The following is a 25,790-nucleotide window of genomic DNA, read 5'->3' as shown; positions in this document are numbered from 1 at the left end:
TATATAAAATAACTAGTTTTATTGTATAATTGAGCAAATCAAACAATAATATATAAATACACTAAATATAAGCAAGGAGAAAAATGTCAGCAATTAAAAAAATTCATGCACGTGAAGTGTTAGACTCACGTGGAAATCCTACTGTGCAAGTAGAGGTTTATACACAATTAGGTGGATACGGATCTGCTATGGTTCCTTCAGGAGCATCAACAGGATCTAGGGAAGCTCTTGAATTAAGAGATAAAGGATCAAAATACGAAAACAACTGATTTGGTGGTAAAGGTGTTATGTTAGCAGTTGACAATGTTAATAACATTATTGCACCAGCAGTTGTTGGGTATGAAGTTACTCAACAACGTAAAATTGACCAATTAATGATCTCATTAGATGGGACACCTACAAAATCTAAATTAGGTGCTAATGCTATTTTAGGAGTTTCATTAGCTGTAGCTCGTGCAGCAGCTAATGAATTAGATTTACCATTATACAAATACTTAGGTGGGTTTAATGCACACCAATTACCAGTTCCAATGTTAAATGTTATCAATGGTGGAGAACATGCTTCAAACACAATTGATTTTCAAGAATTCATGATTATGCCAGTTGGAGCTAAATCACTTAGAGAATCATTACAAATGGCTAACTTTGTATTCCACAATTTAGCTAAATTACTTAAAAAGAATGGACACGGTGTTCAAGTTGGTGATGAAGGTGGGTTTGCTCCAAACTTCAAATCACATGAAGAAGCTTTAGATTTCTTAGTTGAAGCTATTAAAGTATCTGGTTATGTACCAGCTACTTCAGGTGAAAAAGCTGTTGCAATTGCAATGGACTGTGCATCAAGTGAATTATATGAAAATGGTGTTTATACTTTTGGTAAATTAAAGAAAGCTATCGAAACTAAACAACCAGGATTTGAATCACTTAAAGATGTTAAACTATCTTACACTACTGACGAAATGATTACATACCTTAAAGGATTAATCAATAAATACCCAATTATTTCAATCGAAGATGGTTTTGCAGAAAGTGATTGAGAAGGGTTTAAAAAATTCACAAAAGAAGTTGGTCACAAGGTTCAAATCGTTGGTGATGATTTAACAGTTACAAATACAGCAATCTTAAAACGTGCTATTGAAGAAAAATCAATGAACTCAATTTTAATTAAAGTAAACCAAATTGGTTCATTAACTGAAACCTTTGATGCAATCCAAATGGCTCAAAAAGCAAACATGACAGCGGTTGTTTCACACCGTTCAGGAGAAACAGAAGACACTACTATTGCAGATATTGCAGTAGCTATGAATGCTGGTCAAATTAAGACTGGTTCAATGTCGAGAACAGACCGTATTGCTAAATACAACCGTTTATTAGCAATTGAGCAAGAATTATGCTCATCAGCAGAATTCCAAGGTGCGAAATCATTTTATAACTTAGAAAAATAGTTAATATTTAAAACATCTTGCTTAAAGCAAGATGTTTTTTAATGAATTGTGTTGAATAGTCCAAATATTTATTCATAATTATAACTATTCACAAAGTTATTTTATTTTTTTATTATAATATTAGTATGAATTGAACAAGTGAAAGTAAAAAAAAATTAATTAACACTCGCATTATTCCTGCGATTATAATGGTTATTTTCTTAATCTTTTTATTAGGGTTTAACCATTATGTATTTTATTTGGCTGGGAACAGTTTACAGGATAATATATATATTCCTCTATATATACTTGCAATTTTACTAATAACAAGTGTGGGCTATTGAATTTGTTATGAACTTGCCAATGGTTTTATACAAGATAAAAAAGCAGCATTACTTCAAGCTTTATTTATGGCAATTGCATTGCCTATTTGAGGCGTTCATTATTATGCCGCAAAAGGAGAAGGCAAGATTATTGGAGAATATATTGCAATAGATTTTTTACCTTATTTGTTTTTCCTTGATTTTAGATTTTTTCCATTACTTGTTTTGATTTTGTTATTACCATTATTTTCATATCCACTAATAAAAATATTAGTATTAAAAAGAACACCAAACCAAATATTATATAAAAACTATTTTAAGAATATTTTATTATTTATAGCAAGTTATTTAGTTATATGGATATTATTTAGAACTTACCTATTATTACATCTTATACCAGATGGACTTTATTATATTTTACTTTGTATTATAGTGCCAGCTGCTCATGATATAGGAGGTTTTTTTGGCGGCATGTTCTTTGGAAGAAAATTCTTTGTTAAAAAACTTGCTCCAGCAATTAGCCCAAATAAAACAATTGAAGGGGCAATTGCTGGAATCCTATCAGGGATATTTACCATTTTTGCATTTTCAATTTTTTACTATTTTATCTTCAAAAATAATGAAAATACTTCTTCAAATGATTTAATTAGTAGAATAATATTTATTTATAAAACAACTGGATTTCATCTTAAAATTCTCGGAATTGCAAACTTTATAATCTTTGCACCAGCTTTTGCATTAACTGGTGATTTATATTTTTCATACTTAAAACGTCGCTTAGATCTTAAAGATTTTTCTAAGATTTTAAAAGGACATGGCGGAATGTTAGATCGAATTGATAGTATCGCATTTGTATTTGTACTGTTATTTATTTTAGCAGCGATTTTATAGGAGGTTTTATGAATTATAGTGATAGAGCATTTGATAAATTGGCCAAAGGTATTAAATTACCTTTTTTAATAACTTTAGAAGATGTCTCAATTATTGATGCTAGAAATGATAATGGATTAATAGCCGGTAAGATTTTACTGAAAAGAGTTCCTGATATACGTGAGTTCTTGCAATTTGTTTATCATATTGAACAAAACAGACATTTATTTTCGTCTCTAACATATGAAGTTCAAAACTACTATCAAGAGCAAGAGATTTTTCGTGATTATATTTATCATTTTCTTGGTGCTTTTGCCAATTTTAAAAATATTCATCCATTAATTAATAAACAAAATGATATTTATTATAGTCATGATAAAAGTAAATGAGTTTTAAAATATACCAATCGTGAATATGAATTGGAATATAAAAATGCTGTTAGTTTTTTAAATAATAATTTTCCACGTTTTGGTCTGGGCAACGTGCAAGTAGAAATTTTATTTGACAAATTTGATTTAAAACTAAATATTCAAACTAATCAAGATTATATTAATTCACAATTTGATTTATTTGTGAAACAAGGTACAAATATACAAGAATTTCAAAAAAATGCCCGAAATAAATTTAGTAACAATTTTAATCGCTCTTACAGATTAATTGAGTTAGATCAACTTAAAGACTATAATGATTTTGATAATTTACCAGTTACATTTACTGGAACTATTTATAAAAATGAGTTATACGAAAGAAATGGAACTAGAATCCACAAATATAAAATTACTAATGAAAAGGATGCTACTTCATTAGTTCACTTTATAACTAATGAAGAAAATCCTGAATTAATAAGTGTGGGAAATAATGTAAAAGTACAGGGAATTTATAATTTAAAAAACCATAATTCAAATTCATTTCAAAAATCAAAAAATGTTAGAGTTGATAAAATTGAAGTAATTGAAAAGAATCAAGAAAATTTCAAAGAAGATTTAGATGTTGAAAAGCGAATTGAATTCAATACTAAAAGCAAAATGAATGCAATGGATGGACTTTTAGATGCTGAACAAATTGTACAAATTGCTAAAAAATATGGACATAAATCAGTTGCAATTTTAGATTCAACAAGCTGTCAAGCTTATCCAAAGTTTGCATTAGCCGCAAAAAAAGCAGGGATTAAGCCAATTTATGGTGTTTCTTTTGATGTCATTTCTAAAAACAATATGATATTTTTAACTGAATTTGATAATAAAAATATTATGGATGAAACATATGTTGTTTTTGATATTGAAACAACAAACCTTTCCCCAAAATTAGGAGAAATAATTGAATTTGGTGCAACTATTATAGAAAAAGGTAGCATTGTTGAAGAGATTCAATTCTTTATTAAAGCAAAACAAAAACTTAGTGAATTTACTATTGAATTAACTAAGATCACTGATGAGATTTTAAAGAAACAAGGTTTAGAACTGGATGGAGCTCTTGCAAAAATTTATAAAATTTTGAATAATAGAACAGCAATTGCACACAATGCAAAATTTGATATGAATTTTATTGTTCAAAAATTCATTGAGTCTAATATTGAGCCGCCTCAAACTGTGTATCTTGATTCATTAATGATTTCAAGATGTGTGTCACCTGATAATAAAAAGCACCGCCTTGGAGATTTTGCAAGTGCCATGGGTATTGATTATGACTCAGATGTGGCCCACCGCGCCGATTATGATGCATATGTATTAGCTAATTCTTTAATAAAAGCTTTTGAAAAACTAAAAAATCAAGGTATTTATGATTTTGTGTCCTTAAATAATTATTTACCAAATGGCTTTGAATATTTTAAAAAAATAAATACGAGTAATAGCCAGATAAGTGTAATAGCGAAAAATCAAGCGGGTTTAAAAGAATTATTTAAACTTGTTTCACTTGCTTCAACTGAAAGGCACTTTAATGGTCCTAAATTATTTTGAGACGACTTGCCTAGAACAAATAATTTACTATATGGATCTGGGGGTCTAAAAAGCCCTTTAATTGATTCTTTATTATATTCATCAGATTCAGAAATAAATAAATTAATTGAAAAATTTGATTATATTGAATTGCCACATCCTGATGCTTTTTTACATAAAACTTCAATTGGCGGATATTCAAAAGATGATATTAATTTCTTACTGAAAGATTTGGTTAATAAAACAAAAGCAAAAAATAAAACATTAATTGCAATAGGTGACGTTAGATTTGAAAATACAGAAGATAAAACTTTTTACAAATCATTAGTTTATTCTAAAGGTATTGGAGGAACCCCACACTTTTTATTTAGTTATAAAGATGCATATAAACTGGAAATACCAGATCTAAGCTATTTAACTACTGAAGAAATGAAAGATAAATTTGCTTTTTTAGAAAATGTAAACTTAATTGATGAAATAGTAGTTAAAAATACTAATTACTTAAATTCATTAATTGAGGATAATATTCAAGTAATTAAAAATAAGTTATATACTCCTACATTTGATAATTCAAAAGAAAAATTACCAGAGTTAGTATTTCAAACTGCTAAAGAAAAATACGGTGAAGATTTGCCAGAGGTCATTTTACAAAGAATTAATAAGGAATTAGATCCAATTATTAAATATGGATTTCATGTTATTTATTGAATATCACATATTTTAGTAAAGAAATCAAACGATGATGGGTATTTAGTTGGAAGTCGAGGTTCAGTTGGGTCTTCGCTAGTTGCTACTTTATCAGGTATAACTGAGATTAATCCCCTTGAACCTCACTATATTTGTGCTAATTGCAAATATTTTGAAATGGTAGATAATCCACTTACATCATCTGGATTTGATTTAGATGATAAGAATTGCCCTAATTGTAATACTTTATTAGGTAAAGATGGCCATTCAATACCTTTTGAAACATTTTTAGGCTTTAATGCTGATAAAGTTCCTGATATTGATTTAAACTTTTCAGGAGATTATCAACCTATTATCCATGCTGAAGTAAGAAATTTATTTGGCAAAAATAGTACTTTTAGAGCTGGAACTATTTCAAGTATTCAAGAAAAAACTGCCTATGGATATGTTAAGGCTGCAGTTGAGGATTATAATTGAAATTATACACCTGATTACATCGATTATGTTTCTTCAAAAATAATCGATGTAAAACGAACAACAGGTCAACACCCTGGCGGGATTATTATTATTCCTAAAGAGTTAGATGTTGAAGATTTTACCCCTATTAACTTTCCGGCTAATGATGAAGATAGCGATTGGAAAACGACGCATTTTGATTTCCATGCAATTCATGATAATGTTTTAAAATTGGATTTACTTGGCCATGTTGATCCTACTGCAATTCGAATGCTTGAAAGATTAACCGGTTTAGATGTTAAAAAAGATATTCCATCAAAAGATCCAAAAGTTATGTCATTATTTACATCACCAAAGGAATTAAATATTGGACCTGAAGATATTGGAGGCGAGAAAACTGGAGCACATGGAATTCCAGAATTTGGTACTGATTTTGTGCGTAGAATGTTAACACAAGCTAAGCCACAAAGTTTTGCTGATTTAATTGCTATTTCTGGCCTGTCACACGGTACAGATGTTTGAAGTAGTAATGCGGAAGAATTAATTACAAAAGAGAAAATGAAACTTTCAGATGTTATTTCATGTCGTGACGATATTATGTATTTTTTAATCAAAAACGGTGTTTCAAACTTAGATTCATTTAATATTATGGAAAATGTACGTAAAGGTAAGGGGTTAAGTAGCGCAGACGAAGAATTATTGCGAAGTAAAAATATTCCTGAATGATCTATTAAAAGTATGAATTTAATTAAATATATGTTCCCAAGAGCACATGCAACTGCCTATGTTTTGATGGCTTGGAGAATAGCATGGTTTAAACTTTATAAACCATTAGAATATTATGCAACATTCTTTACAACGAGACTTAGTGAATTTGATATTGAAATTTTAGGCGAACAATATAAAGTGCTTCACAAAATTGATGAATTAAGAGGCAAAAAAGAAAAAACAGTTAATGAGCGCAACCTATACGCTACTCTTGAAATAGCAAGGGAAATGTATGCAAGAGGATACGGATTTTTAAATATTGATTTAAATAAATCTTTAGAATCCGAATGAGTAATTGATTATGAAAAAAATTCCTTAATTGCACCTTTTAGTGCAATTAAGGGCTTAGGAGAATCAGTAGCTAAAAAAATAGTGCAAGCTAGAGATCAAATGCAATTCCAAACCAAGGAAGATTTTAAAAAGCGTAGTGGAGTTAATGCAACGTTATTTGCCGAGATTGATCGTCTAGGGGTTTTAGAGGGACTAAGCGAAAGAGATCAAATGTCGCTTTTTTAAGTTTAACTAAATGTTATTTAACTATAAAACGCAGAGTCAATGCTTAATGCAGTTGGATTTTATTTTTTTATATATTATGCTATAATATAGCAAACACCTTATTGCTTAATTGTGATGGGTGGTTATTTATCTTTGGAGAAAATTATGCAAAAAGAAAAATATTTATTTGCCATAGATTTAGATGGCACAACACTTTTTTCAAGTGCTACTGGGGAAATACATGACTTAACAATGGCTGCTATTAAAAGAGCTAAAAATGAAGGTCATATTGTATGTATTTTAACCGGAAGACCATGAAGAAGTACACAATGTATCTATGAAACTTTAGGGCTGGACACTGTTGTTTCTAACTTTAATGGAGCTCACATCCATAATCCTTGTGATAAATCTTTTATTCCACATATTAAATATTTAAACCTAAATGAAGCTTTATATATTTTAGGTGATGAAAAAGTCCAAAAAGAAATTACTAATATTGCAATTGAAGGACCTGACTGAGTGCAGCTAGAAAAACGTGATGAAGATTTAGAGAAAGTTTTTGGTTTTTCATCAGCACCAAAATTAAAGTTTGGTTTAGATTTTTATAAAATTCCTTTAATGCCTACAGGTATTTTATTTGATGTACGAAAAGACACTGATGTTGAAGCTTTAAGATGTTATCTTAAAGCAAGATATGGTGATTTAGCTGAATTTTCATATTGATCAAAAGGAGAAGGTTTAAGCCCAGTCTTTGATATTACTAATATTGTGGCTAATAAAGGAAAGGCATTAAGTGTTCTAACTAGGTATTATGATATAAAAACAGAAAATATTGTTGCTCTTGGAGATGGATTTAATGATGTTCCGATGTTTAAAATAGCCAATGTCTCAGTCGCTATGGGAAATGCATCAAAAGATGTTAAAAGATATGCGAATGTTAGAATTAATAAAACAAATAAAGATGGTGGGGTTGGGTGATACATCAACAAGTTTTTAGATAACCCAGAAGCAGAAATTCAAAAAGCAACAGAAAAAAGAAAAAGAATTAGACAATTTGAGGAAGAGTAGTGAAATTTCTTCAATTAAATGAAGAAATTTTATCTTCTAATATTTTAGGTATTGATGAAACGGGAGTAGGGGATTACTTTACTCCTTTAGTTGCTTGCTGTGCTTTTTTACCACAGGAAATGCATCAATGAGCAAAAGAACTTGGAGTTAAAGATTCCAAGTTACTAACAAATAGAAAAATAAAAGAAATAGGCAAGGAGTTAAAATTAAAAGTACCACACTCTTTCTATGTCTTATCACAACAAGGTTATAACACAATGGTTACTAAAAAATTTAATGCTAATGAACTTAAATTTTTTATTCATACCAATGCAATTTTAAATTTTGAAAAAAAATATCAAATTGTAAATAAAGAAATTGTGGTTGATCAATACTCGACAACTAAATCAATTCATCGTTATGCTCACAGATTTAGTTTTATTGATGATTTTAATAACTTATATAATAAATATAATCAGATATATTTAACTCAAAAAGCTGAGCAAAAATATTTATCAGTGGCCTGTGCATCTATTTTGGCTCGCTATTACCTTTTAGAATATATGGAAAAGCAAAATAAGGATTGAAATTTTGCTTTTCCCTTTGGAGCGAGCAAAGCGGTGAAAGAAAAAGTATTAGAGTTTAAAAAAAAGCATGGGGATCTTACCCTATGAAAAGTTGCTAAAACAAATTTTAAAATTTAATTTGTTCTTTTTTGGTTTTACGTAATACATAAATTTAACGATACTTCGGAGGAAAAATGGCCGAAGAAACAACAAACTTAAACAAATCAATTATAAAAACAGCAATTACACAAATTGAAAAGAAATTTGGAAAAGAATCAATTATGCTTCTTGGTGATGTCAACGATATTACTGTTGATACATTCCATAGTGGTAGTTACATCCTTGATAAAATTTTAGGAATTGGTGGTTATCCTAAAGGGAGAATTATTGAAATTTATGGACCAGAAGGTTCGGGAAAAACTACTTTATCATTACATGCAATTGCAGAGGTGCAAAAGCGTGGTGGAATTGCTGCCTTCATTGATGCAGAACATTCAATTGATGCAGTGTTTGCGAGTAAACTTGGTGTAAATACTGATAATTTAATTTTATCCCAACCCGATTCCGGTGAACAAGCCTTAGAAATTGTTGATATTTTAGCAAGGCTTGGAAATATAGATCTTATAGTCGTTGATAGTGTTGCGGCTTTAGTCCCACTTGCTGAATTAAATGGGGAAATGAATGATCAACAAATTGGTGCACAAGCCCGTTTAATGTCTAAAGCATTGCGAAAAATTACTGGTAATTTAAACAAAAATAAAACAACAATTATTTTTATCAATCAACTTAGAGAAAAAGTAGGTGTAATTTTTGGAAATCCAGAAACCACACCAGGCGGAAGAGCATTAAAGTTTTATGCAAGCATTCGAATTGAAGTACGTAAAGGAACACAAATTTCAGGAGACAAAGAAATCTCAGGTAATGAAGTGAAGTTTAAAATTATTAAAAATAAATTAGCTCCACCATATAAAAGTGCTCAAACAGAACTTTCCTTTAATGAGGGAATTGATAAATATGGTGAATTAGTAGATATTGCTGTTGATAATAAAATTTTGGATAAAAAAGGTGCTTGATATAGTTATGAAGGAAATAACGTGGCCCAAGGTAAGAAAAATGCTAAAGACTATATTAAAGAAAATCAAGAAATAATGGATAAAATACTTGCTTCTTTAGAACAAATCAAAGCAGATAAATAAAAAAGAGAAATTCTCTTTTTTATTTTTATTTAATTGTATTATGATTATTAACATGAAAAAAAAGAAAAGTCTTAAGGTCTTATTTATTGGGGATATTTTTGGTTTGCCAGGAATTGTTACCGTTGAAAAATATTTACATAAAATAAAAAAACAACATAATGTGGATTATGTTATTGCGCAAGGAGAGAATATCACAGGTCGCAAAGGACTTAACGAAAATGACTATAACCGCCTTTGTAAAACTGGTGTTGATTTTTTTACTATGGGTAATCATGTTTGAGCTAATTTAGATATATATAATATTATAAATAATAGCAATATAGTTAGGCCGTATAATGTGATTAGCAAATATCCAGGACTTGGCAGCCAAATAGTAAATGTAAAAGGATTTACTTTAAGAATTACTTCAATGATGGGGCAGACTTTTAACGAACTAAGACATCCATGGCTTGAAAATAGTGCCAGTAATTTTATTACTGCTGTGGATGAATTATTATATGAAGCACAACCATCAGATTTTCATATAATTGATTTCCACGGCGAAACCACAAGTGAAAAATACATTTTTGGATTACATGTTGATGGTAAGGCAGATGCAGTTTTAGGAACCCATACACACGTTCAAACAAATGATGATCATTTACTTCCACACGGAACACTTTATATAACAGATGCAGGAATGACAGGGCCAATTGATAGTGCAATTGGTGCTAGAGTTGAAGAAGTAAAAAATAAGATTATTAATCCTGATTCAAGAGATAAGTTTTATGTTAGTTCCAACAACACACAATTTAATGCTGTTTTATTAACTTTGTATAAAAAAGGATTAATAAATAAACAAAACAAAATTAAAAAAGTAAATTTATTTAATTTAAAGATTTATTAAATTATTATTCATAATTAATTATCTTAATGAATAAAACAATATATATAGTTTGATTATATTAAAAATTTTTTGGTTTTTATAACAATTCAAAGAATTATTATATTTTCTAAATATCATTACTAAAAAACAACCAACAAAAAAATATTAAATGGAAATGTCACATGCAAGATTTTTTGCATGTGACATTGTTTTTGTCTGCCTTGTAATAAAATAGTTGTATTAATAATTTTTAAAAAATGAAAGGAGACTTTAAAATTATATGAAAAATTTAGAAAAATATATTTGTGTTTTTGACAAATATCGAAAAGAAAATAAATATCAACATTTTAAAATCGAAGAGAATCATAATACTATCTTGAAAATGCAAGGTACTCTTGGGACACAACGAAAATTACGATCAGATCAAATCGATCTAGAGCAACTTTATAATATTTTACAAGAACTTTCTGAAGGCTTCTCAATCCAAGAAGTAGCCAATATTTTTGGTAGAGACATTCGAAGTATAAAAAGCAAAATCCAAATTATTACAAATCGCAGACCACTTAGTTTAGATAAACAAAATCGCTATGTTTGTCCTAAGTGCTCAAAAAGAGTAATGCGTGTTAAAACCCTTAATTTTGCAAAGCTATACGAACATTTATTAGGTTATTCATTTTCGCGACTCTTTTTTTGTAAGTGATGCAATTAAAGAGAAATGAAAGACCTACAGAAAATATTGGTATAGTGAGCTTAATACATACAATAAAAATAGAAATAAAAAGAATTTGCAGCAAAAAGAAGTTAAGAAATCAGTTACCTATCTTGTTAATTCTTTTAAAAAAATATCACCTGATGAATTTGCTCCTTCGCCTAGTACAATTTATAAAATAATCAAAAAATACCCTTATTTCCTTGAATTTGACCATATTGTTAAAAAATCTGAAGGCAAATATGGCATAAGGAAGAAGAAGCAAACCAAACCTAAAACATTAAAATATGCTACAGAAATTTCGAAACGTCCAGCTTATATTAATGATCGCTCTGAACACGGCCACTTTGAATTAGACACCGTTATTGGTAAAATCAATGATACATATTGTATTGTGACCATAATTGAACGGCAAACCAGAATGTCTTATGCTATGCTCTCAAAACGCAACTCCAAAGCTATAAAACAAACTCTTCTAAAACTAATCAAGAAACATAACTTAGACATTAAAACTTTAACAGTTGATAATGGTAGTGAAAATGTCTTATTGCACCAGGTAATTCCAACTGAAAGATTATTTAAATGCCAACCATATAGTTCATGACAAAAAGGTTCAATAGAAAATATGCACCGCTTAATTAGGTATTACATTCCCAAAGGAAAAAGTCTAGATAAATACTCTCAGCAAGAAATTGATTATATGATGGATAAAATAAATAACTATCGGCAAGTTGTCCGGCAATATAAGATAACCTAAGATTTTTTTTTAATCCCCCGCCTTTGATTTCAATCAAAGGGGCCTTACTTTTGGCAAAAGTAAGCAAAACCCACGAGAAAACACTGCCGTGTTTTCTGTTTTCCCATACATTTTTTATGTAAAATTTATGTTAAAATTAAAAGACAATTATTTTGTTAATATCTCGCATGTGACTTTTCCAAAAAACAACTTCAGAAAAAAATAAAAAAATATTTTGGTTTTTATTTTTTTGTATTATAATTATCTTGCGCTTTTTTGAAAAAGCAGCATGAAGTTCTTTGAAAACTAGATATACACACAAAACATGACAGTCAATTTTTTCGAGAGTTTGATCCTGGCTCAGGATGAACGCTGGCTGTGTGCCTAATACATGCATGTCGAGCGGAGTTCTTTTAGAACTTAGCGGCGAATGGGTGAGTAACACGTACTTAACATACCTCTTAGATTGGGATAACGGTGAGAAATTATCGCTAATACCGGATACTTATATAGTTCGCATGAACTATATATAAAAGGAGCCTTAAAGCTTCACTAAGAGATTGGGGTGCGGAACATTAGCTAGTTGGTAAGGTAATGGCTTACCAAGGCGATGATGTTTAGCGGGGTTGAGAGACTGATCCGCCACACTGGGACTGAGATACGGCCCAGACTCCTACGGGAGGCAGCAGTAGGGAATTTTCCACAATGGACGAAAGTCTGATGGAGCGACACAGCGTGCAGGATGACGGCCTTCGGGTTGTAAACTGCTGTTATAAGGGAAGAAAAAGCATTAGAGGAAATGCTAGTGCCTTGACGGTACCTTGTCAGAAAGCAACGGCTAACTATGTGCCAGCAGCCGCGGTAATACATAGGTTGCAAGCGTTATCCGGAATTATTGGGTGTAAAGCGTCTGTAGGTTGTATGTTAAGTCTGGCGTGAAAACTTGGGGCTCAACCCCAAATTGCGTTGGATACTGGCATGCTAGAATTGTGTAGAGGTTAGCGGAATTCCTAGTGAAGCGGTGAAATGCGTAGATATTAGGAAGAACACCAATTTGGCGAAGGCAGCTAACTGGGCACATATTGACACTGAGAGACGAAAGCGTGGGGAGCAAACAGGATTAGATACCCTGGTAGTCCACGCTGTAAACGATGATGATTAGCTGATAGAAAATCTATTGGCGCAGCTAACGCATTAAATCATCCGCCTGAGTAGTATGCTCGCAAGAGTGAAACTTAAAGGAATTGACGGGGATCCGCACAAGCGGTGGAGCATGTGGTTTAATTTGAAGATACGCGTAGAACCTTACCCACTCTTGACATCTTCTGCAAAGCTATAGAGATATAGTGGAGGCTAACAGAATGACAGATGGTGCATGGTTGTCGTCAGCTCGTGTCGTGAGATGTTCGGTTAAGTCCTGCAACGAGCGCAACCCTTGTCCTTAGTTAATTTTCTAGGGAGACTGCCCGAGTAATTGGGAGGAAGGTGGGGACGACGTCAAATCATCATGCCTCTTACGAGTGGGGCAACACACGTGCTACAATGGATAGTACAAAGAGACGCAAAATGGTGACATCAAGCAAATCTCAAAAAACTATTCTCAGTTCGGATTGTAGTCTGCAACTCGACTACATGAAGTCGGAATCGCTAGTAATCGTAGATCAGCTACGCTACGGTGAATACGTTCTCGGGTCTTGTACACACCGCCCGTCACACCATGGGAGCTGGTAATGCCCGAAGTCGGTTTTGTTAACTACGGAGACAACTGCCTAAGGCAGGGCCGGTGACTGGGGTGAAGTCGTAACAAGGTATCCCTACGAGAACGTGGGGATGGATTACCTCCTTTCTACGGAGTACATTAAGTTACAATTCATTTTAGTAACAATTACCAATTTATAATATGGTTATCATTTCTTATTTAATGTCATGGTTGAGATAACCCAACATGTATATCTAGTTTTGAGAGAACTTCTCTCTTTTTGTTCTTTGAAAACTGAATAGTAAAGATAAATTAATATAACAACGACATCAAAAAATAAATTAGTCAATTTGTTTTGGATAACCGAGTAATTATTTTATAAATAATTTATTAAAATGTCTTTGAATACATCAACAACAATAGGTAAATATTGAACTTTTAAATAAGTAAGAGTGAGTGGTGGATGCCTTGGGTCTGGAAGTCGATGAAGGACGTGATTACCTGCGATAAGCCTCGTGGAGCTGGATATGAGCTACGATACGGGGATTTCCGAATGGGGAAACCTAGTTAGAGTAATGTCTAACTGCTTCAAGATGAATAAAATAGTCTTGATTGCGAGACACGTTGTGAACTGAAACATCTTAGTAGCAACAGGAAAAGAAAATAAAATATGATTCCATTAGTAGCGGCGAGCGAAAGTGGAAGAGCCCAAACCATCTTAGGGTGGGGTTGTAGGACTATCTACATAAAGTTACAAATTTTTGTTATAGCAGAAAAAGTTGGGAAACTTTAGCATAGAGGGTGATACTCCCGTATGTGAAATAGCAAAAACTTTTGATAGTATCCTGAGTAGGGCGGGGCACGTGAAACCCTGTCTGAATCTGCCGGGACCATCCGGTAAGGCTAAATACTAACCAGACACCGATAGTGAACTAGTACCGTGAGGGAAAGGTGAAAAGAACCCCGGGAGGGGAGTGAAATAGATTCTGAAACCACTTACTTACAATTAGTCAGAGGCCGTTAATGGCTGATGGCGTACATCTTGCAGTATGGACCGGCGAGTTATGTTAACATGCGAGGTTAAGCAGAAAAAAGCGGAGCCGCAGAGAAATCGAGTCTTAATAGGGCGTTTAGTATGTTGACATATACCCGAAACCAGGTGATCTATTCATGAGCAGGCTGAAGCTTGGGTAATACCAAGTGGAGGGCCGAACCGTAGTACGCTGAAAAGTGCCCGGATGACTTGTGAATAGCGGAGAAATTCCAATCGAACTTGGAGATAGCTGGTTCTCCTCGAAATAGCTTTAGGGCTAGCGTGTGATGTTAAACTTTGGTGGTAGAGCACTGAATATGGAATGGCCGCGCCTAGCGGTACTGACTATAATCAAACTCCGAATACCATTGTGTATTGTCATGCAGTCGGAACCGGGGTGCTAACGTCCCGGCTCGCGAGGGCAACAACCCAGATCGTCGGCTAAGGTCCCAAAATTATGTTAAGTCAGAAAGGTTGTGAGATTTCATAAACAACTAGGAGGTTGGCTTAGAAGCAGCCACCCTTTAAAGAGTGCGTAATAGCTCACTAGTCAAGAGATCTTGCGCCAATAATGTAACGGGAGTAAAACATAATACCGAAGCCACGGGTACGAAAGTACGTTAGAGGAGCGTTCTTAATGCAATGAAGTCAGACCGTGAGGACTGGTGGAGCTTTAAGAAGTGAGAATGCCGGTATGAGTAACGATTCGTAGTGAGAATCTACGACGCCTATTGGGAAAGGTTTCCTGGGGAAGGTTCGTCCACCCAGGGTTAGTCAGGACCTAAGGAGAGGCTGAAAAGCGTATCTGATGGATAACAGGTTAATATTCCTGTACTGCCTTGTTATAGTGATGGAGTGACGGAGAAGGATAACACTACCTATTAATGGATTTAGGGGTAAGTAGTAACTGGTGAATATAGTTAAATGCGTATTCTACAACCGGGAGCTACGATGCATAAGGCTTTGGCCTGAATTGTGTGATTTCATACTTCCAAGAAAAGCTTCTAAACGTTTAAATAACAGGGTACCTGTACCGAGAACGGACACACGTTCCCAAGATGAGTATTCTAAGGCGAGCGAGAAAACCAATGTTAAGGAACTCTGCAAATTAACCCCGTAAGTTCGCGATAAGGGGTGCCAACATTAAACCGTTGGCCACAGTAAATTGTGAGGGGCAACTGTTTATCAAAAACACAGCTCTCTGCTAAACCGCAAGGTGATGTATAGGGGGTGAAGCCTGCCCAGTGCCCGAAGGTTAAGTGGATGCGTTAGCTTAATGCGAAGCGTTGAAATGAAGCCCGGGTGAACGGCGGCCGTAACTATAACGGTCCTAAGGTAGCGAAATTCCTTGTCGGCTAAATACTGACCTGCACGAAAGGCGCAATGATCTCTCAACTGTCTCAACATTGGACTCGGTGAAATTATGGTCCCAGTGAAAACGCTGGGTACCCGCATCAAGACGAAAAGACCCCATGGAGCTTTACTACAACTTCGTATTGAAACTTGGCCTAACATGTGTAGGATAGGTGGGAGACAGTGAGATCAAGGCGCTAGCCTTGAAGGAGTCAACCTTGAAATACCACCCTTGGTATGTTGAGTTTCTAACCTGCCGCCGTTATCCGGCGGGGAGACAGTGCGTGGTGGGTAGTTTGACTGGGGCGGTCGCCTCCTAAAAGGTAACGGAGGCGTTCAAAGGTACACTCAATACGGTCAGAAACCGTATGTAGAGCGCAAAGGTAGAAGTGTGCTTGACTGCGAGACCTACAAGTCGAGCAGGTGCGAAAGCAGGACTTAGTGATCCGGCTGTACGTCATGGAACGGCAGTCGCTCAACGGATAAAAGTTACCCTGGGGATAACAGGCTTATCTTGCCCAAGAGATCACATCGACGGCAAGGTTTGGCACCTCGATGTCGGCTCATCGCATCCTGGAGCTGGAGTCGGTTCCAAGGGTTTGGCTGTTCGCCAATTAAAGCGGTACGCGAGCTGGGTTCAGAACGTCGTGAGACAGTTCGGTCCCTATCTGATGTGGGCGTTGGAATATTGATGAGAGCTGCTCTTAGTACGAGAGGACCGGAGTGGACGTACCGCTGGTGTTCCAGTTGTTCCGCCAGGAGCATAGCTGGGTAGCTAAGTACGGAAGGGATAACCGCTGAAAGCATCTAAGTGGGAAGCCTCCTCAAAGATAAGTATTCCCTTGAAATTCCTTGTAGACTACGAGGTTGATAGGATGGAAGTGTAAGTGTAGTAATACATTCAGCTGACCATTACTAATAAATTGATAGGTTTAAAAGTTAAATGTATTCATGACATTTTAATAAATTACTTTACTGTTCAGTTTTCAGAGAATAAGTAAAAACTCCCCCGAGGGGAGGTTTTGTTTAAGGGTAATTTTTGAAGTTGTATATTGGACAAGTAATGAAAACAAATTAATTTATTAAATGTTAAACTTTTTTCAGTGTTTAAGAAAACTAAAAAATATTTTCAGTTTTTTTTTTTTTTTTAAGTTATAATTTTAATGTCCTATTAAAATAAAAATAAAATTAGGGCAAATTAGCTAATTAATAATATAAAAAGGAAAAAACTGTGAATTTTTCAAAGAAAAAGAAACATTTTATTAAAAAAATATTAGGAATTGTTTCCTTATTTTGTGTTGCATCCACGGTTTACTTATCACCACATCAAAATAGTAAAAATTTAGCTTATTGATATGAAAATTTAAAAACAGACAGGTTTGAAGTTCGGGAACAACTAACAACTTTGCATTCTAGTTCCAATACAACTACTACTGAATATATAGACAATAAATATGAACTAAAAATATTATTAAATATAGAATTTGATGCCTATAATATGGATCAAGTAAATGACTTTAATAAAAATTTTATAACTAAAATTAAAAATACAGGTTTAAATTATTTATCAACAATTACAAGCCTTATAATGCCTACTGTTTGAATTTACTTCAAAGATGAAAAGGATCGTGAAAACTTGGTAAATAAAGTAAAGGAATGACCCAAATATTTAAGTTTATAATTTATAAAAATGAATATAAATCTTACAAGGTATCTGATGATATTTTAGAATGGATCTATAAGCCAACACCAGAGGAAAAAGATTATATGCGCAAATATATGGCTAATGAAAGAAATGTTCATAAATACATAAATTCAGTTCATAATAATTTAGATATGGTTAATGGTTTAGGTTATGATAATAAAAAAGTTCTCAACAGTAAAATTGGTATAATGGAACTTTACCACAAAAATTTTGACAATAATTACACAAACTTTTTTGCAAACAGAATTAATATAAGTGAATCAGAACTAGGAATTGCCAAAAATAAAAAAGAGTATCATTCTACTTTTGTTTCATTAATTGCCGGCGGTAGACATGGTGTAGATAAAACCTCAACTATATATTTATCAACATTTTCAACACAAGGTGAATGACAAGTTCAACTTGAGAAGATGGTAATTGAAGATGGAGTTAGACTTATAAACCATAGCAATGGTGATGGTAAGTTTACTTATTCAGATGTTTCGCATACCTTAGATTACTTGTCACGTAAATATGGTGTAATTAATGTTATAGCAGCCGGAAATATAAACGACAAAAACCAATATATAAATTCAAATGCATTATCATTTAACTCAATTGTGGTCGGAGCATTAGACGATGGTTCTGCTAAAGAAAATATAAAAACAAATTCAGTGGCTTATTATTCAAAATATTCGATTGTAAATAAACATAAAGATTTAGCAAAACCATTGGTTGTGGCTCCTGGTTATTTTTATCAAGTGGGGCATAACTCAAATAAATATGGAAATGGAACAAGTTATTCTTCTCCGTTTGTTACTGGACTAATTTCTAATTTACTAAAAAATAAACCAGAAATTAATAATTCAGAATTTAGAGTTCCACTAGTGAAAGTGATTTTATCATCCTCAGCAATAACTCCAAAACTAAAGAATTTAACCTATAAAAGTAATGGCTATGAAGAAAAATATGGCGCTGGGACAGTCCACTTTACATCAATGTTGGAAGCAGCAAATAATTATTCAATCGCAAAGATAAATCCAGCAAGCACTCAAGAACTTATTCTTACAAGTAAATCATTAAAACTAACCGCAGGACAGAATTTAAAAATTGCGGCTTCTTGAACATCTAATGCGGATATTTTTAAAAATTCTGAACAACGCATTAAATATGATCATAATAAAAATTATTTATTTACAAACTATGATTTAATTCTTCAAAAACAAGATAATTGAGGTCGTTGGTACACAATTAAGTCTCACAGTGTAGTAAAAAGCAATGATGAACTTATTGACTATTCTGTTTTAAATACTGGTGTGTACAGATATCAAATTTATAAAAGAAATGCTACTTGAAAAACTAATTTTGTTGATGATTTAATTGCAGCAACACACGTGGTGAGAAATGACTAAACTTAAAAAATTGTTAATTTTTTCATCATCATTATTTATACCAACTTCTTTATTGTCATGCAATAATAACTCTGATCCAGATATTAAAAAACCGGATGAGGATCCATATGCGGATGGTATGTTAGAATATTTTCGTGAAAGAGCTAAAAAGCGTGATGCTGATAATTTATTTCATGAAAAAATATCTGAAGACACAAAAAAAGAACAACTGAAATATGTTGTTGAGAAAGATTTTACAACAGATGAATTAAGAATTTTAAGTGCAACAGAACAGAATCGACGCTGAACTGAAAAACCTTATAACTGGCACTTTTTTGGTGAACCAAAATATTGGGGAGATCCGGTAATTGTAAAAATTAGAACTCTTGAAGATTTTAATAATTTAATAATAAATAATGCAAAGAAATCAAAAACATTTCAAAATTATCAAGATGAAAACAAAATAAAAGAACTTTTTGAAACAACGTATTTGGGTGGTGAATCAGTAGATGAGATTTTAAGCAAATCCGATATTTACATTTTTGAACTGGGATCTGATTACAATCTTATAAGAATTAAACACAATGATATATTTTTTGTATATGGTATTAAAAATAGTAGTGAACCTAAATGAAATGTGGGTGTAACGTATTATGATTATTCAGAAATTTGGAAAGTTACGAAGGCACCGAAATATAGTCACATGGAATTTAAAAAATATGACGACTTAGATGATATTATATATTGGTATAATGATGTATTTTTACCAGAAACAAAAAAACAGGGACAGAATAATTCCCTGTTTTTTTAAGATAAATATAATGAATATGGCAATTGAAAAATTATTAAAACGTGTTATTGATTTATTATTGCACAAGAGCGACCTAAAATTATTGGTGCTTAATTGACATAAAGAGTCAAAAGCAATGTTAATAGATGTATTAGTATAAACTTTTTGCTTTATAGTATAATATTGTTTAAAATATGTTTTACAGTATAATAAATAATATAAATAGGAGGCAATATTGCGTGGAATAAGCGGATTTGTTAATTTTGGTGATTTTAATAAATTTAAATTGGACCCTACAGTAAACTGGGAATTTTTTTTCGGACGGTTTTACCTTCCCTAACCATACCATTTGGCTAAGCCAAACGGAATGCTTTGGGAAGGTTTTTTTATCTTATTCTTTTATAATTATATCAGTTTATAAATTCTTTGATTTTTTGTGATAATTCAATAAAAGTAAGTGTCCAATGACAACTATTTAGGCCCATATATAAATCCCACCCAAAGTGAACTAATTTAATTAAAATATGGTATAAATTATTTATGATATTTAAACATAACATAGATAAGTACAAAAACTTAACAAACTACGAACTAAAAAAGCAGCAATCTCTCATATTAATTGCTGCTAATATTGAAAAATCTTTATCTCAACTTAGTTTAATTACAAACCTTAGTGTATCAACTGTAAAAAGATATAAAAAAATAATAAAAAGTAATCAAGAAATTGACATCAGCCATAAAAATAAAAATCAACAAAGAAGTTGCAAAGTTACAGATTCAGAAATTGAATTAGTGTTTAAAGATTATTTAAAAATATGTGAAGTCATTTTAAATAGCGTTCTAACAAATAACCAACTTTCGTTTAAAAGTTATTATTATTCAGAATATGGTTCTTTTATAAGGCAAAAAATTTCTTACAAAACTCTGGTAAGAAGATTCAACCAATTAGGATTATTTAATATACATACAACCAAAAGAGGAAGAAAAATAGCAAAATTATCAAAGAAGAAAACTTCACAAGAGACAACATTGCTATTAAAAAAATATTATAAACAAATTAAACAAAATGAAAAACAAAGACAAGTTTTGGGTCTAAAGAAAAATTTAGAATTTGGTGAAATTGTTGAAATCGATGCTCAGCTTGAACCATATTTAAAAAATAATAAACCATTCTATCTTTATCATGCAATTGATGTTGCCACTGGAACATTATTAGCAGCATGATTTGAAGAACAAGAAACAACATTAGGATATCAAAGACTGTTAGAAATAGTATTTAAGAAATATGGATTTCCAAAGAAAATTTATACTGATAAAAGAAGAACTTTTTGGGGAAATGAAAACACACAAACAATTTTTGAAAAAGATTTAAATAAAAAAGGAATAGAAGTACTCAGTTCATCTAATCCCAAACATAAACCTCACGTTGAGAGATCTTTTAGAACATCATTAGATCAATACCCATTATTAATTCATGAAAACGGATATAAAGATATTAATGATTTAAAACAAAATAACGAAGTATTTCAAAATTATTACAACACAAGGAATAAAAAAATAATTTCTAAACATAATGTCTTTCAAAAAGAAGGAAAGAAAAACGGCAATTGAGCCGTTGATTTAGAGATTAATAGAAAAGTTTTAAATGGCGTTGTTAGATATCAAGGTCAAAACCTTGCAGCCTTCGATATGCATGACAAAAGGATTATATTTCCTTATAATTCTGATGTTGTGTTAGTACATTCTTCTGATGATAATTTGTATTTTAAATATAATGGAAAAAAATACTTTGCCAAAGAACCTACTGGAAAATATCTAAGCTTTACAGAAATGTGAGCTCTTGAAAAAGGTTTAGATTATTCTATACCTGCCGTTGGAAAACTAGCATTTATCCACAAGAAAACAAACTCATTTTTTAAAACTCTTGAATTATATATCTCAAAGTTTAATAGTGTCTCTGTGAATGCACAAGGAAATAACCTTGAAGCCAATAAGATTATGGCTGAGTATTTAGAGATACTTAGAGCATTACACAGAAGCATCAATGATGAAATAAAAATTGATGCATATTAATTTTAATATTTTTTATTAAAAAAGAAAATAATAAAAATAGAAAACACGGGCACGTGTTTTCTGGAAGTTTTGCTTACTTTTTCAAAAGTAAGGCGCCCTTGATTGCAATCAAGGGCGGGGGGGCGGGGGTTTAAAAATCTTTTTGCTGCATTTTGAAATTTTGTAGTTAATGTAATGATATAAATAATTATGTTCTGGTTTTTTAAACAGTAAAAACATCAAAAAATATATAAATTTTCCAATTTAATTGCCAAAGAAGAAAAAATTTTTTTGGTTTGTTTTTTCATTATCTTTTTTTTGTAACAAAAGCATCATAATATAAATTAAAAAATAAAAAAAGATTAACCCCCAACAGCCTGGGCAAAAAATTAAAAAAGTAGTGCAAAAAGGTAGTTATTCTACAAATTCTTTGATTTTTTGTGATAATTCAATAAAAGTAAGCCTTTTACAGGTTTGATCAAAATTTGGAAAAATCTCGCTTTTAAGAATTGAAAAGAAATATTCAATTTCACGGTTGTCTAGACTATTGCCAATTCTTGACATTGATATTTTACCTTTTAGCAATTCTATTTTTTTAGTATATTCAAGCGAAGAATAAGCAGATCCATGGTCAGAATGTAAAATAAAATTTTTTTTGAATTTTGTATTACTGATATTATTTAAAATTAGTTCAGTATCATTTCTAAGTGATAATTCATAGGTCACAAACTTAGTTTTATGGTCGATAATTGCGGATAAATAAATATGATTTTGCTCAATGTCTTTTGGTGCTGGTATGTAGGTCACGTCTGTTGCATATATATTATTGTTGATTGAATTATAATCTCGTTTTACTAAATCAGGCACTTTAACACAAGTATTTTTAGATTCTTTGTTTTTACGTTTTTGTCTAACAAATGTTTTTAAATTAAGCTTTTTCATATAATTCCCAAGGGTTCTAGGATTTATTTGAATATTATATTCTTGGAAAATATATTTAGCAAGCCTCCTTCGTCCATACCTTTCTTTATTTTCGACAAAACTTTTAAAAATTATTTCTTTGTGTTTGACATTTATCTCTTTAGCTTTGTTGTTATCTTTCAATTTCTCATAATATGTTGATCTTGCTATTAAAAAAATTTTTGCCTTGTATTTTGATGAAAGATTTTCAATTTCTTTAATATTTTTAATATCTGCATCAATATTATTTTCATTAAAAATTCGATAGTAGTATTTTATAACTGCATCTTTTTCATCATCTTTAAGAGTATTAATTCATGTATAATCGAGAACTTTCTTTTTCTTTCTCCCAACACCTTTATCTTTCTTGGGTGATTTACCGCTTTGCGATTCTATGTTCATATTTAAATTATACAGTTTTCTTTTCTTTAACATATTTTTCATTGATTCTTTATTTCAGTATGCTTTTCTGATGTCAAAACAGAAATTTTCAAATTCTGCTTTGGTTATTCCCAGGTTCAAGTATTTATCATATATGTCAAAAATTTTGATTCATTCTTTAGTCTTTAAATGTCTCATAACTACCTCTTTTTCTTTATATTAAAAATATTCGGATTTTGTCCGAATATTTCTTCCCTGTCTACAGAGTGTGGTATAGTGTATTTTTTTATAAATATTTTTATATTATTGCAATGCTTATGATTGGAATTCATATAATTATCCAGTTTTGTTATATTAGAGAAAACCATTTAAAACGAAAAAGTTATCAAATACCATTTTTTAATATTTTTGCTTTATTAAATGGATCTACTAAAGATTTTTTTGTGAGAAATAAATTAAAATTAAATGAAGAATATTTTAAGATTATGATGTTGTTTATATCAAGGTATGATAAATATCTAAAAGATTGTATCTACACAGATAAATCTACAAAGTGGAACAAAATTCTTAAAATTTATACTTTTTTATCTGGTTTTAGTGGTTTTGTGTTTCTTGGGTTAATGTATGAAGAATATTATATATTTATTATTATATTTACAATCATAAACTGTATTTTTGTATTTATAAGTTTCTTTATTATTTACAAAGTTGGAAATAATAAATTAATTATTCCAAACTATAAATCAACTGAATTACTTCAAGAATGGTGATTATTTAATCGTGAGTTACCTGATGAAAATTATTTTCATACCAAATATTCAAATTTTTTTATTAATTTCAACAATAAAAATGGTAAATTTTTCCTAAAAGACAAAGAATTTAAAAATAAGAGAATAAAAATAGAATTAAATATTAATAATTATGACAAAAAAATTTTTACATCATTAGATGATTATAAAAATTTTTTACTTATACTCCCATTAGACAAACTTTATAAAAGCAAAAAAGAAAAGGATCCCCTATGAAAATAAAAAAACATTTCATTAGTTCATTTAGACAGGGAAGAAATATTCGGACAAAATCCGAATATTTTTAATATAAAGAAAAAGAGGTAGTTATGAGACATTTAAAGACTAAAGAATGAGTTAAAATTTTTGACTTATACGATAAATACTTGAACCTGGTAATAACCAAAGCAGAATTTGAAAATTTCTGTTTTGACATCAGAAAAGCATACTGAAATAAAGAATCAATGAAAAATATGTTAAAGAAAAGAAAACTGTATAATTTAAATATGAACATAGAATCACAAAGCGGTAAATCACCCAAGAAAGATAAAGGTGTTGGGAGAAAGAAAAAGAAAGTTCTCGATTATACATGAATTAATACTCTTAAAGATGATGAAAAAGATGCAGTTATAAAATACTACTATCGAATTTTTAATGAAAATAATATTGATGCAGATATTAAAAATATTAAAGAAATTGAAAATCTTTCATCAAAATACAAGGCAAAAATTTTTTTAATAGCAAGATCCACATATTATGAGAAATTGAAAGATAACAACAAAGCTAAAGAGATAAATGTCAAACACAAAGAAATAATTTTTAAAAGTTTTGTCGAAAATAAAGAAAGGTATGGACGAAGGAGGCTTGCTAAATATATTTTCCAAGAATATAATATTCAAATAAATCCTAGAACCCTTGGGAATTATATGAAAAAACTTAATTTAAAAACATTTGTTAGACAAAAACGTAAAAACAAAGAATCTAAAAATACTTGTGTTAAAGTGCCTGATTTAGTAAAACGAGATTATAATTCAATCAACAATAATATATATGCAACAGACGTGACCTACATACCAGCACCAAAAGACATTGAGCAAAATCATATTTATTTATCCGCAATTATCGACCATAAAACTAAGTTTGTGACCTATGAATTATCACTTAGAAATGATACCGAACTAATTTTGAATAATATCAGTAATACAAAATTCAAAAAAAATTTTATTTTACATTCTGACCATGGATCTGCTTATTCGTCGGTTGAATATACTAAAAAAATAGAATTGCTAAAAGGTAAAATATCAATGTCAAGAATTGGCAATAGTCTAGACAACCGTGAAATTGAATATTTCTTTTCAATTCTTAAAAGCGAGATTTTTCCAAATTTTGATCAAACCTGTAAAAGGCTTACTTTTATTGAATTATCACAAAAAATCAAAGAATTTATAAACTGATATAATTATAAAAGAATAAGATAAAAAAAACCTTCCCAAAGCATTCCGTTTGGCTTAGCCAAATGGTATGGTTGGGGAAGGTAAAACCGTCCGAAAAAAATTTCCCAGTTTAATTAGATATTGTAC

Annotated in this window: 15 protein-coding genes, 2 rRNA genes and 1 pseudogene; 17 read left to right on the top strand and 1 reads right to left on the bottom strand. The window is 31.0% G+C overall.

Features of this window, described 5'->3' with window-relative positions; genetic code table 4:
• Positions 1-83 precede the first annotated feature (83 nt).
• The 15 genes from eno (at position 84) to AC0B4S_RS04205 (ending at position 22,102) form a co-directional block, all read left to right on the top strand.
• A complete protein-coding gene (eno, locus tag AC0B4S_RS04275; RefSeq protein ID WP_465101855.1) occupies positions 84-1,445 on the top strand; it encodes a phosphopyruvate hydratase in 1,362 nt (453 codons plus the stop codon).
• A 125-nt stretch (positions 1,446-1,570) separates the two neighbouring features.
• Positions 1,571-2,638 (top strand): phosphatidate cytidylyltransferase, encoded by a 1,068-nt coding sequence (locus AC0B4S_RS04270; protein ID WP_465101854.1) that lies wholly within the window; start codon positions 1,571-1,573, stop codon positions 2,636-2,638.
• An 8-nt stretch (positions 2,639-2,646) separates the two neighbouring features.
• Positions 2,647-6,981, top strand: coding sequence for a PolC-type DNA polymerase III (locus tag AC0B4S_RS04265; RefSeq protein WP_465101853.1), 4,335 nt, complete (start codon positions 2,647-2,649; stop codon positions 6,979-6,981).
• Positions 6,982-7,125: 144 nt separating this feature from the next.
• Complete coding sequence (locus AC0B4S_RS04260; RefSeq protein ID WP_465101852.1) at positions 7,126-8,028, top strand: Cof-type HAD-IIB family hydrolase; 903 nt, start codon at positions 7,126-7,128, stop codon at positions 8,026-8,028.
• The gene (locus tag AC0B4S_RS04255; protein ID WP_465101851.1) at positions 8,028-8,711 is read left to right on the top strand and encodes a ribonuclease HIII; all 684 of its coding nucleotides are present in this window, start codon (positions 8,028-8,030) and stop codon (positions 8,709-8,711) included. The genes AC0B4S_RS04260 and AC0B4S_RS04255 overlap by 1 nt, the downstream gene beginning before the upstream one ends.
• A 56-nt stretch (positions 8,712-8,767) precedes the next feature.
• The gene (recA, locus tag AC0B4S_RS04250) at positions 8,768-9,769 is read left to right on the top strand and encodes a recombinase RecA (protein ID WP_465101850.1); all 1,002 of its coding nucleotides are present in this window, start codon (positions 8,768-8,770) and stop codon (positions 9,767-9,769) included.
• Positions 9,770-9,821: 52 nt separating this feature from the next.
• Complete coding sequence (locus AC0B4S_RS04245; RefSeq protein WP_465101849.1) at positions 9,822-10,655, top strand: TIGR00282 family metallophosphoesterase; 834 nt, start codon at positions 9,822-9,824, stop codon at positions 10,653-10,655.
• 259 nt (positions 10,656-10,914) lie between these two features.
• Positions 10,915-11,343, top strand: coding sequence for a hypothetical protein (locus AC0B4S_RS04240; protein ID WP_465101848.1), 429 nt, complete (start codon positions 10,915-10,917; stop codon positions 11,341-11,343).
• A gap of 76 nt (positions 11,344-11,419) precedes the next feature.
• Positions 11,420-12,100: an IS30 family transposase gene (locus AC0B4S_RS04235; RefSeq protein WP_465101847.1), complete on the top strand. Its 681-nt coding sequence runs from the start codon at positions 11,420-11,422 to the stop codon at positions 12,098-12,100.
• Positions 12,101-12,416: 316 nt separating this feature from the next.
• Positions 12,417-13,925, top strand: a 16S ribosomal RNA gene (locus tag AC0B4S_RS04230).
• Positions 13,926-14,214: 289 nt separating this feature from the next.
• Positions 14,215-17,104: ribosomal RNA gene (locus AC0B4S_RS04225) — 23S ribosomal RNA — on the top strand.
• The 16S and 23S rRNA genes sit together here, the layout of an rRNA operon.
• A gap of 291 nt (positions 17,105-17,395) precedes the next feature.
• Positions 17,396-17,845 carry a hypothetical protein gene (locus AC0B4S_RS04220; RefSeq protein ID WP_465101846.1) on the top strand — a complete coding sequence of 150 codons (450 nt, stop codon included), beginning with the start codon at positions 17,396-17,398 and terminating at the stop codon, positions 17,843-17,845.
• Positions 17,821-19,260, top strand: coding sequence for a S8 family serine peptidase (locus tag AC0B4S_RS04215; protein WP_465101845.1), 1,440 nt, complete (start codon positions 17,821-17,823; stop codon positions 19,258-19,260). Before AC0B4S_RS04220 ends, AC0B4S_RS04215 begins: the two co-directional genes overlap by 25 nt.
• A complete protein-coding gene (locus AC0B4S_RS04210) occupies positions 19,253-20,050 on the top strand; it encodes a hypothetical protein (RefSeq protein ID WP_465101844.1) in 798 nt (265 codons plus the stop codon). The genes AC0B4S_RS04215 and AC0B4S_RS04210 overlap by 8 nt, the downstream gene beginning before the upstream one ends.
• Positions 20,051-20,569: 519 nt before the next feature.
• Positions 20,570-22,102 (top strand): transposase family protein, encoded by a 1,533-nt coding sequence (locus AC0B4S_RS04205; RefSeq protein WP_465101348.1) that lies wholly within the window; start codon positions 20,570-20,572, stop codon positions 22,100-22,102.
• Between the two features lie 396 nt (positions 22,103-22,498).
• Here the strand turns inward: AC0B4S_RS04205 and AC0B4S_RS04200 are convergent.
• Positions 22,499-23,131 (bottom strand): annotated as a pseudogene (locus AC0B4S_RS04200) (IS3 family transposase); the annotation flags it as partial.
• Positions 23,132-23,739: 608 nt separating this feature from the next.
• Between AC0B4S_RS04200 and AC0B4S_RS04195 the strand changes: the two are divergent.
• Entirely contained in the window at positions 23,740-24,453 is a 714-nt protein-coding gene (locus tag AC0B4S_RS04195) for a hypothetical protein (protein ID WP_465101843.1), read from the top strand.
• Positions 24,454-24,539: 86 nt separating this feature from the next.
• Entirely contained in the window at positions 24,540-25,688 is a 1,149-nt protein-coding gene (locus AC0B4S_RS04190) for an IS3 family transposase (protein ID WP_465101219.1), read from the top strand.
• Positions 25,689-25,790 lie beyond the last annotated feature (102 nt).

This window comes from Mycoplasma sp. 6934 (assembly GCF_055523595.1).
The sequence above is the reverse complement of the archived record's forward strand: the minus strand, read 5'-3'. Positions and strand labels throughout refer to the sequence as shown.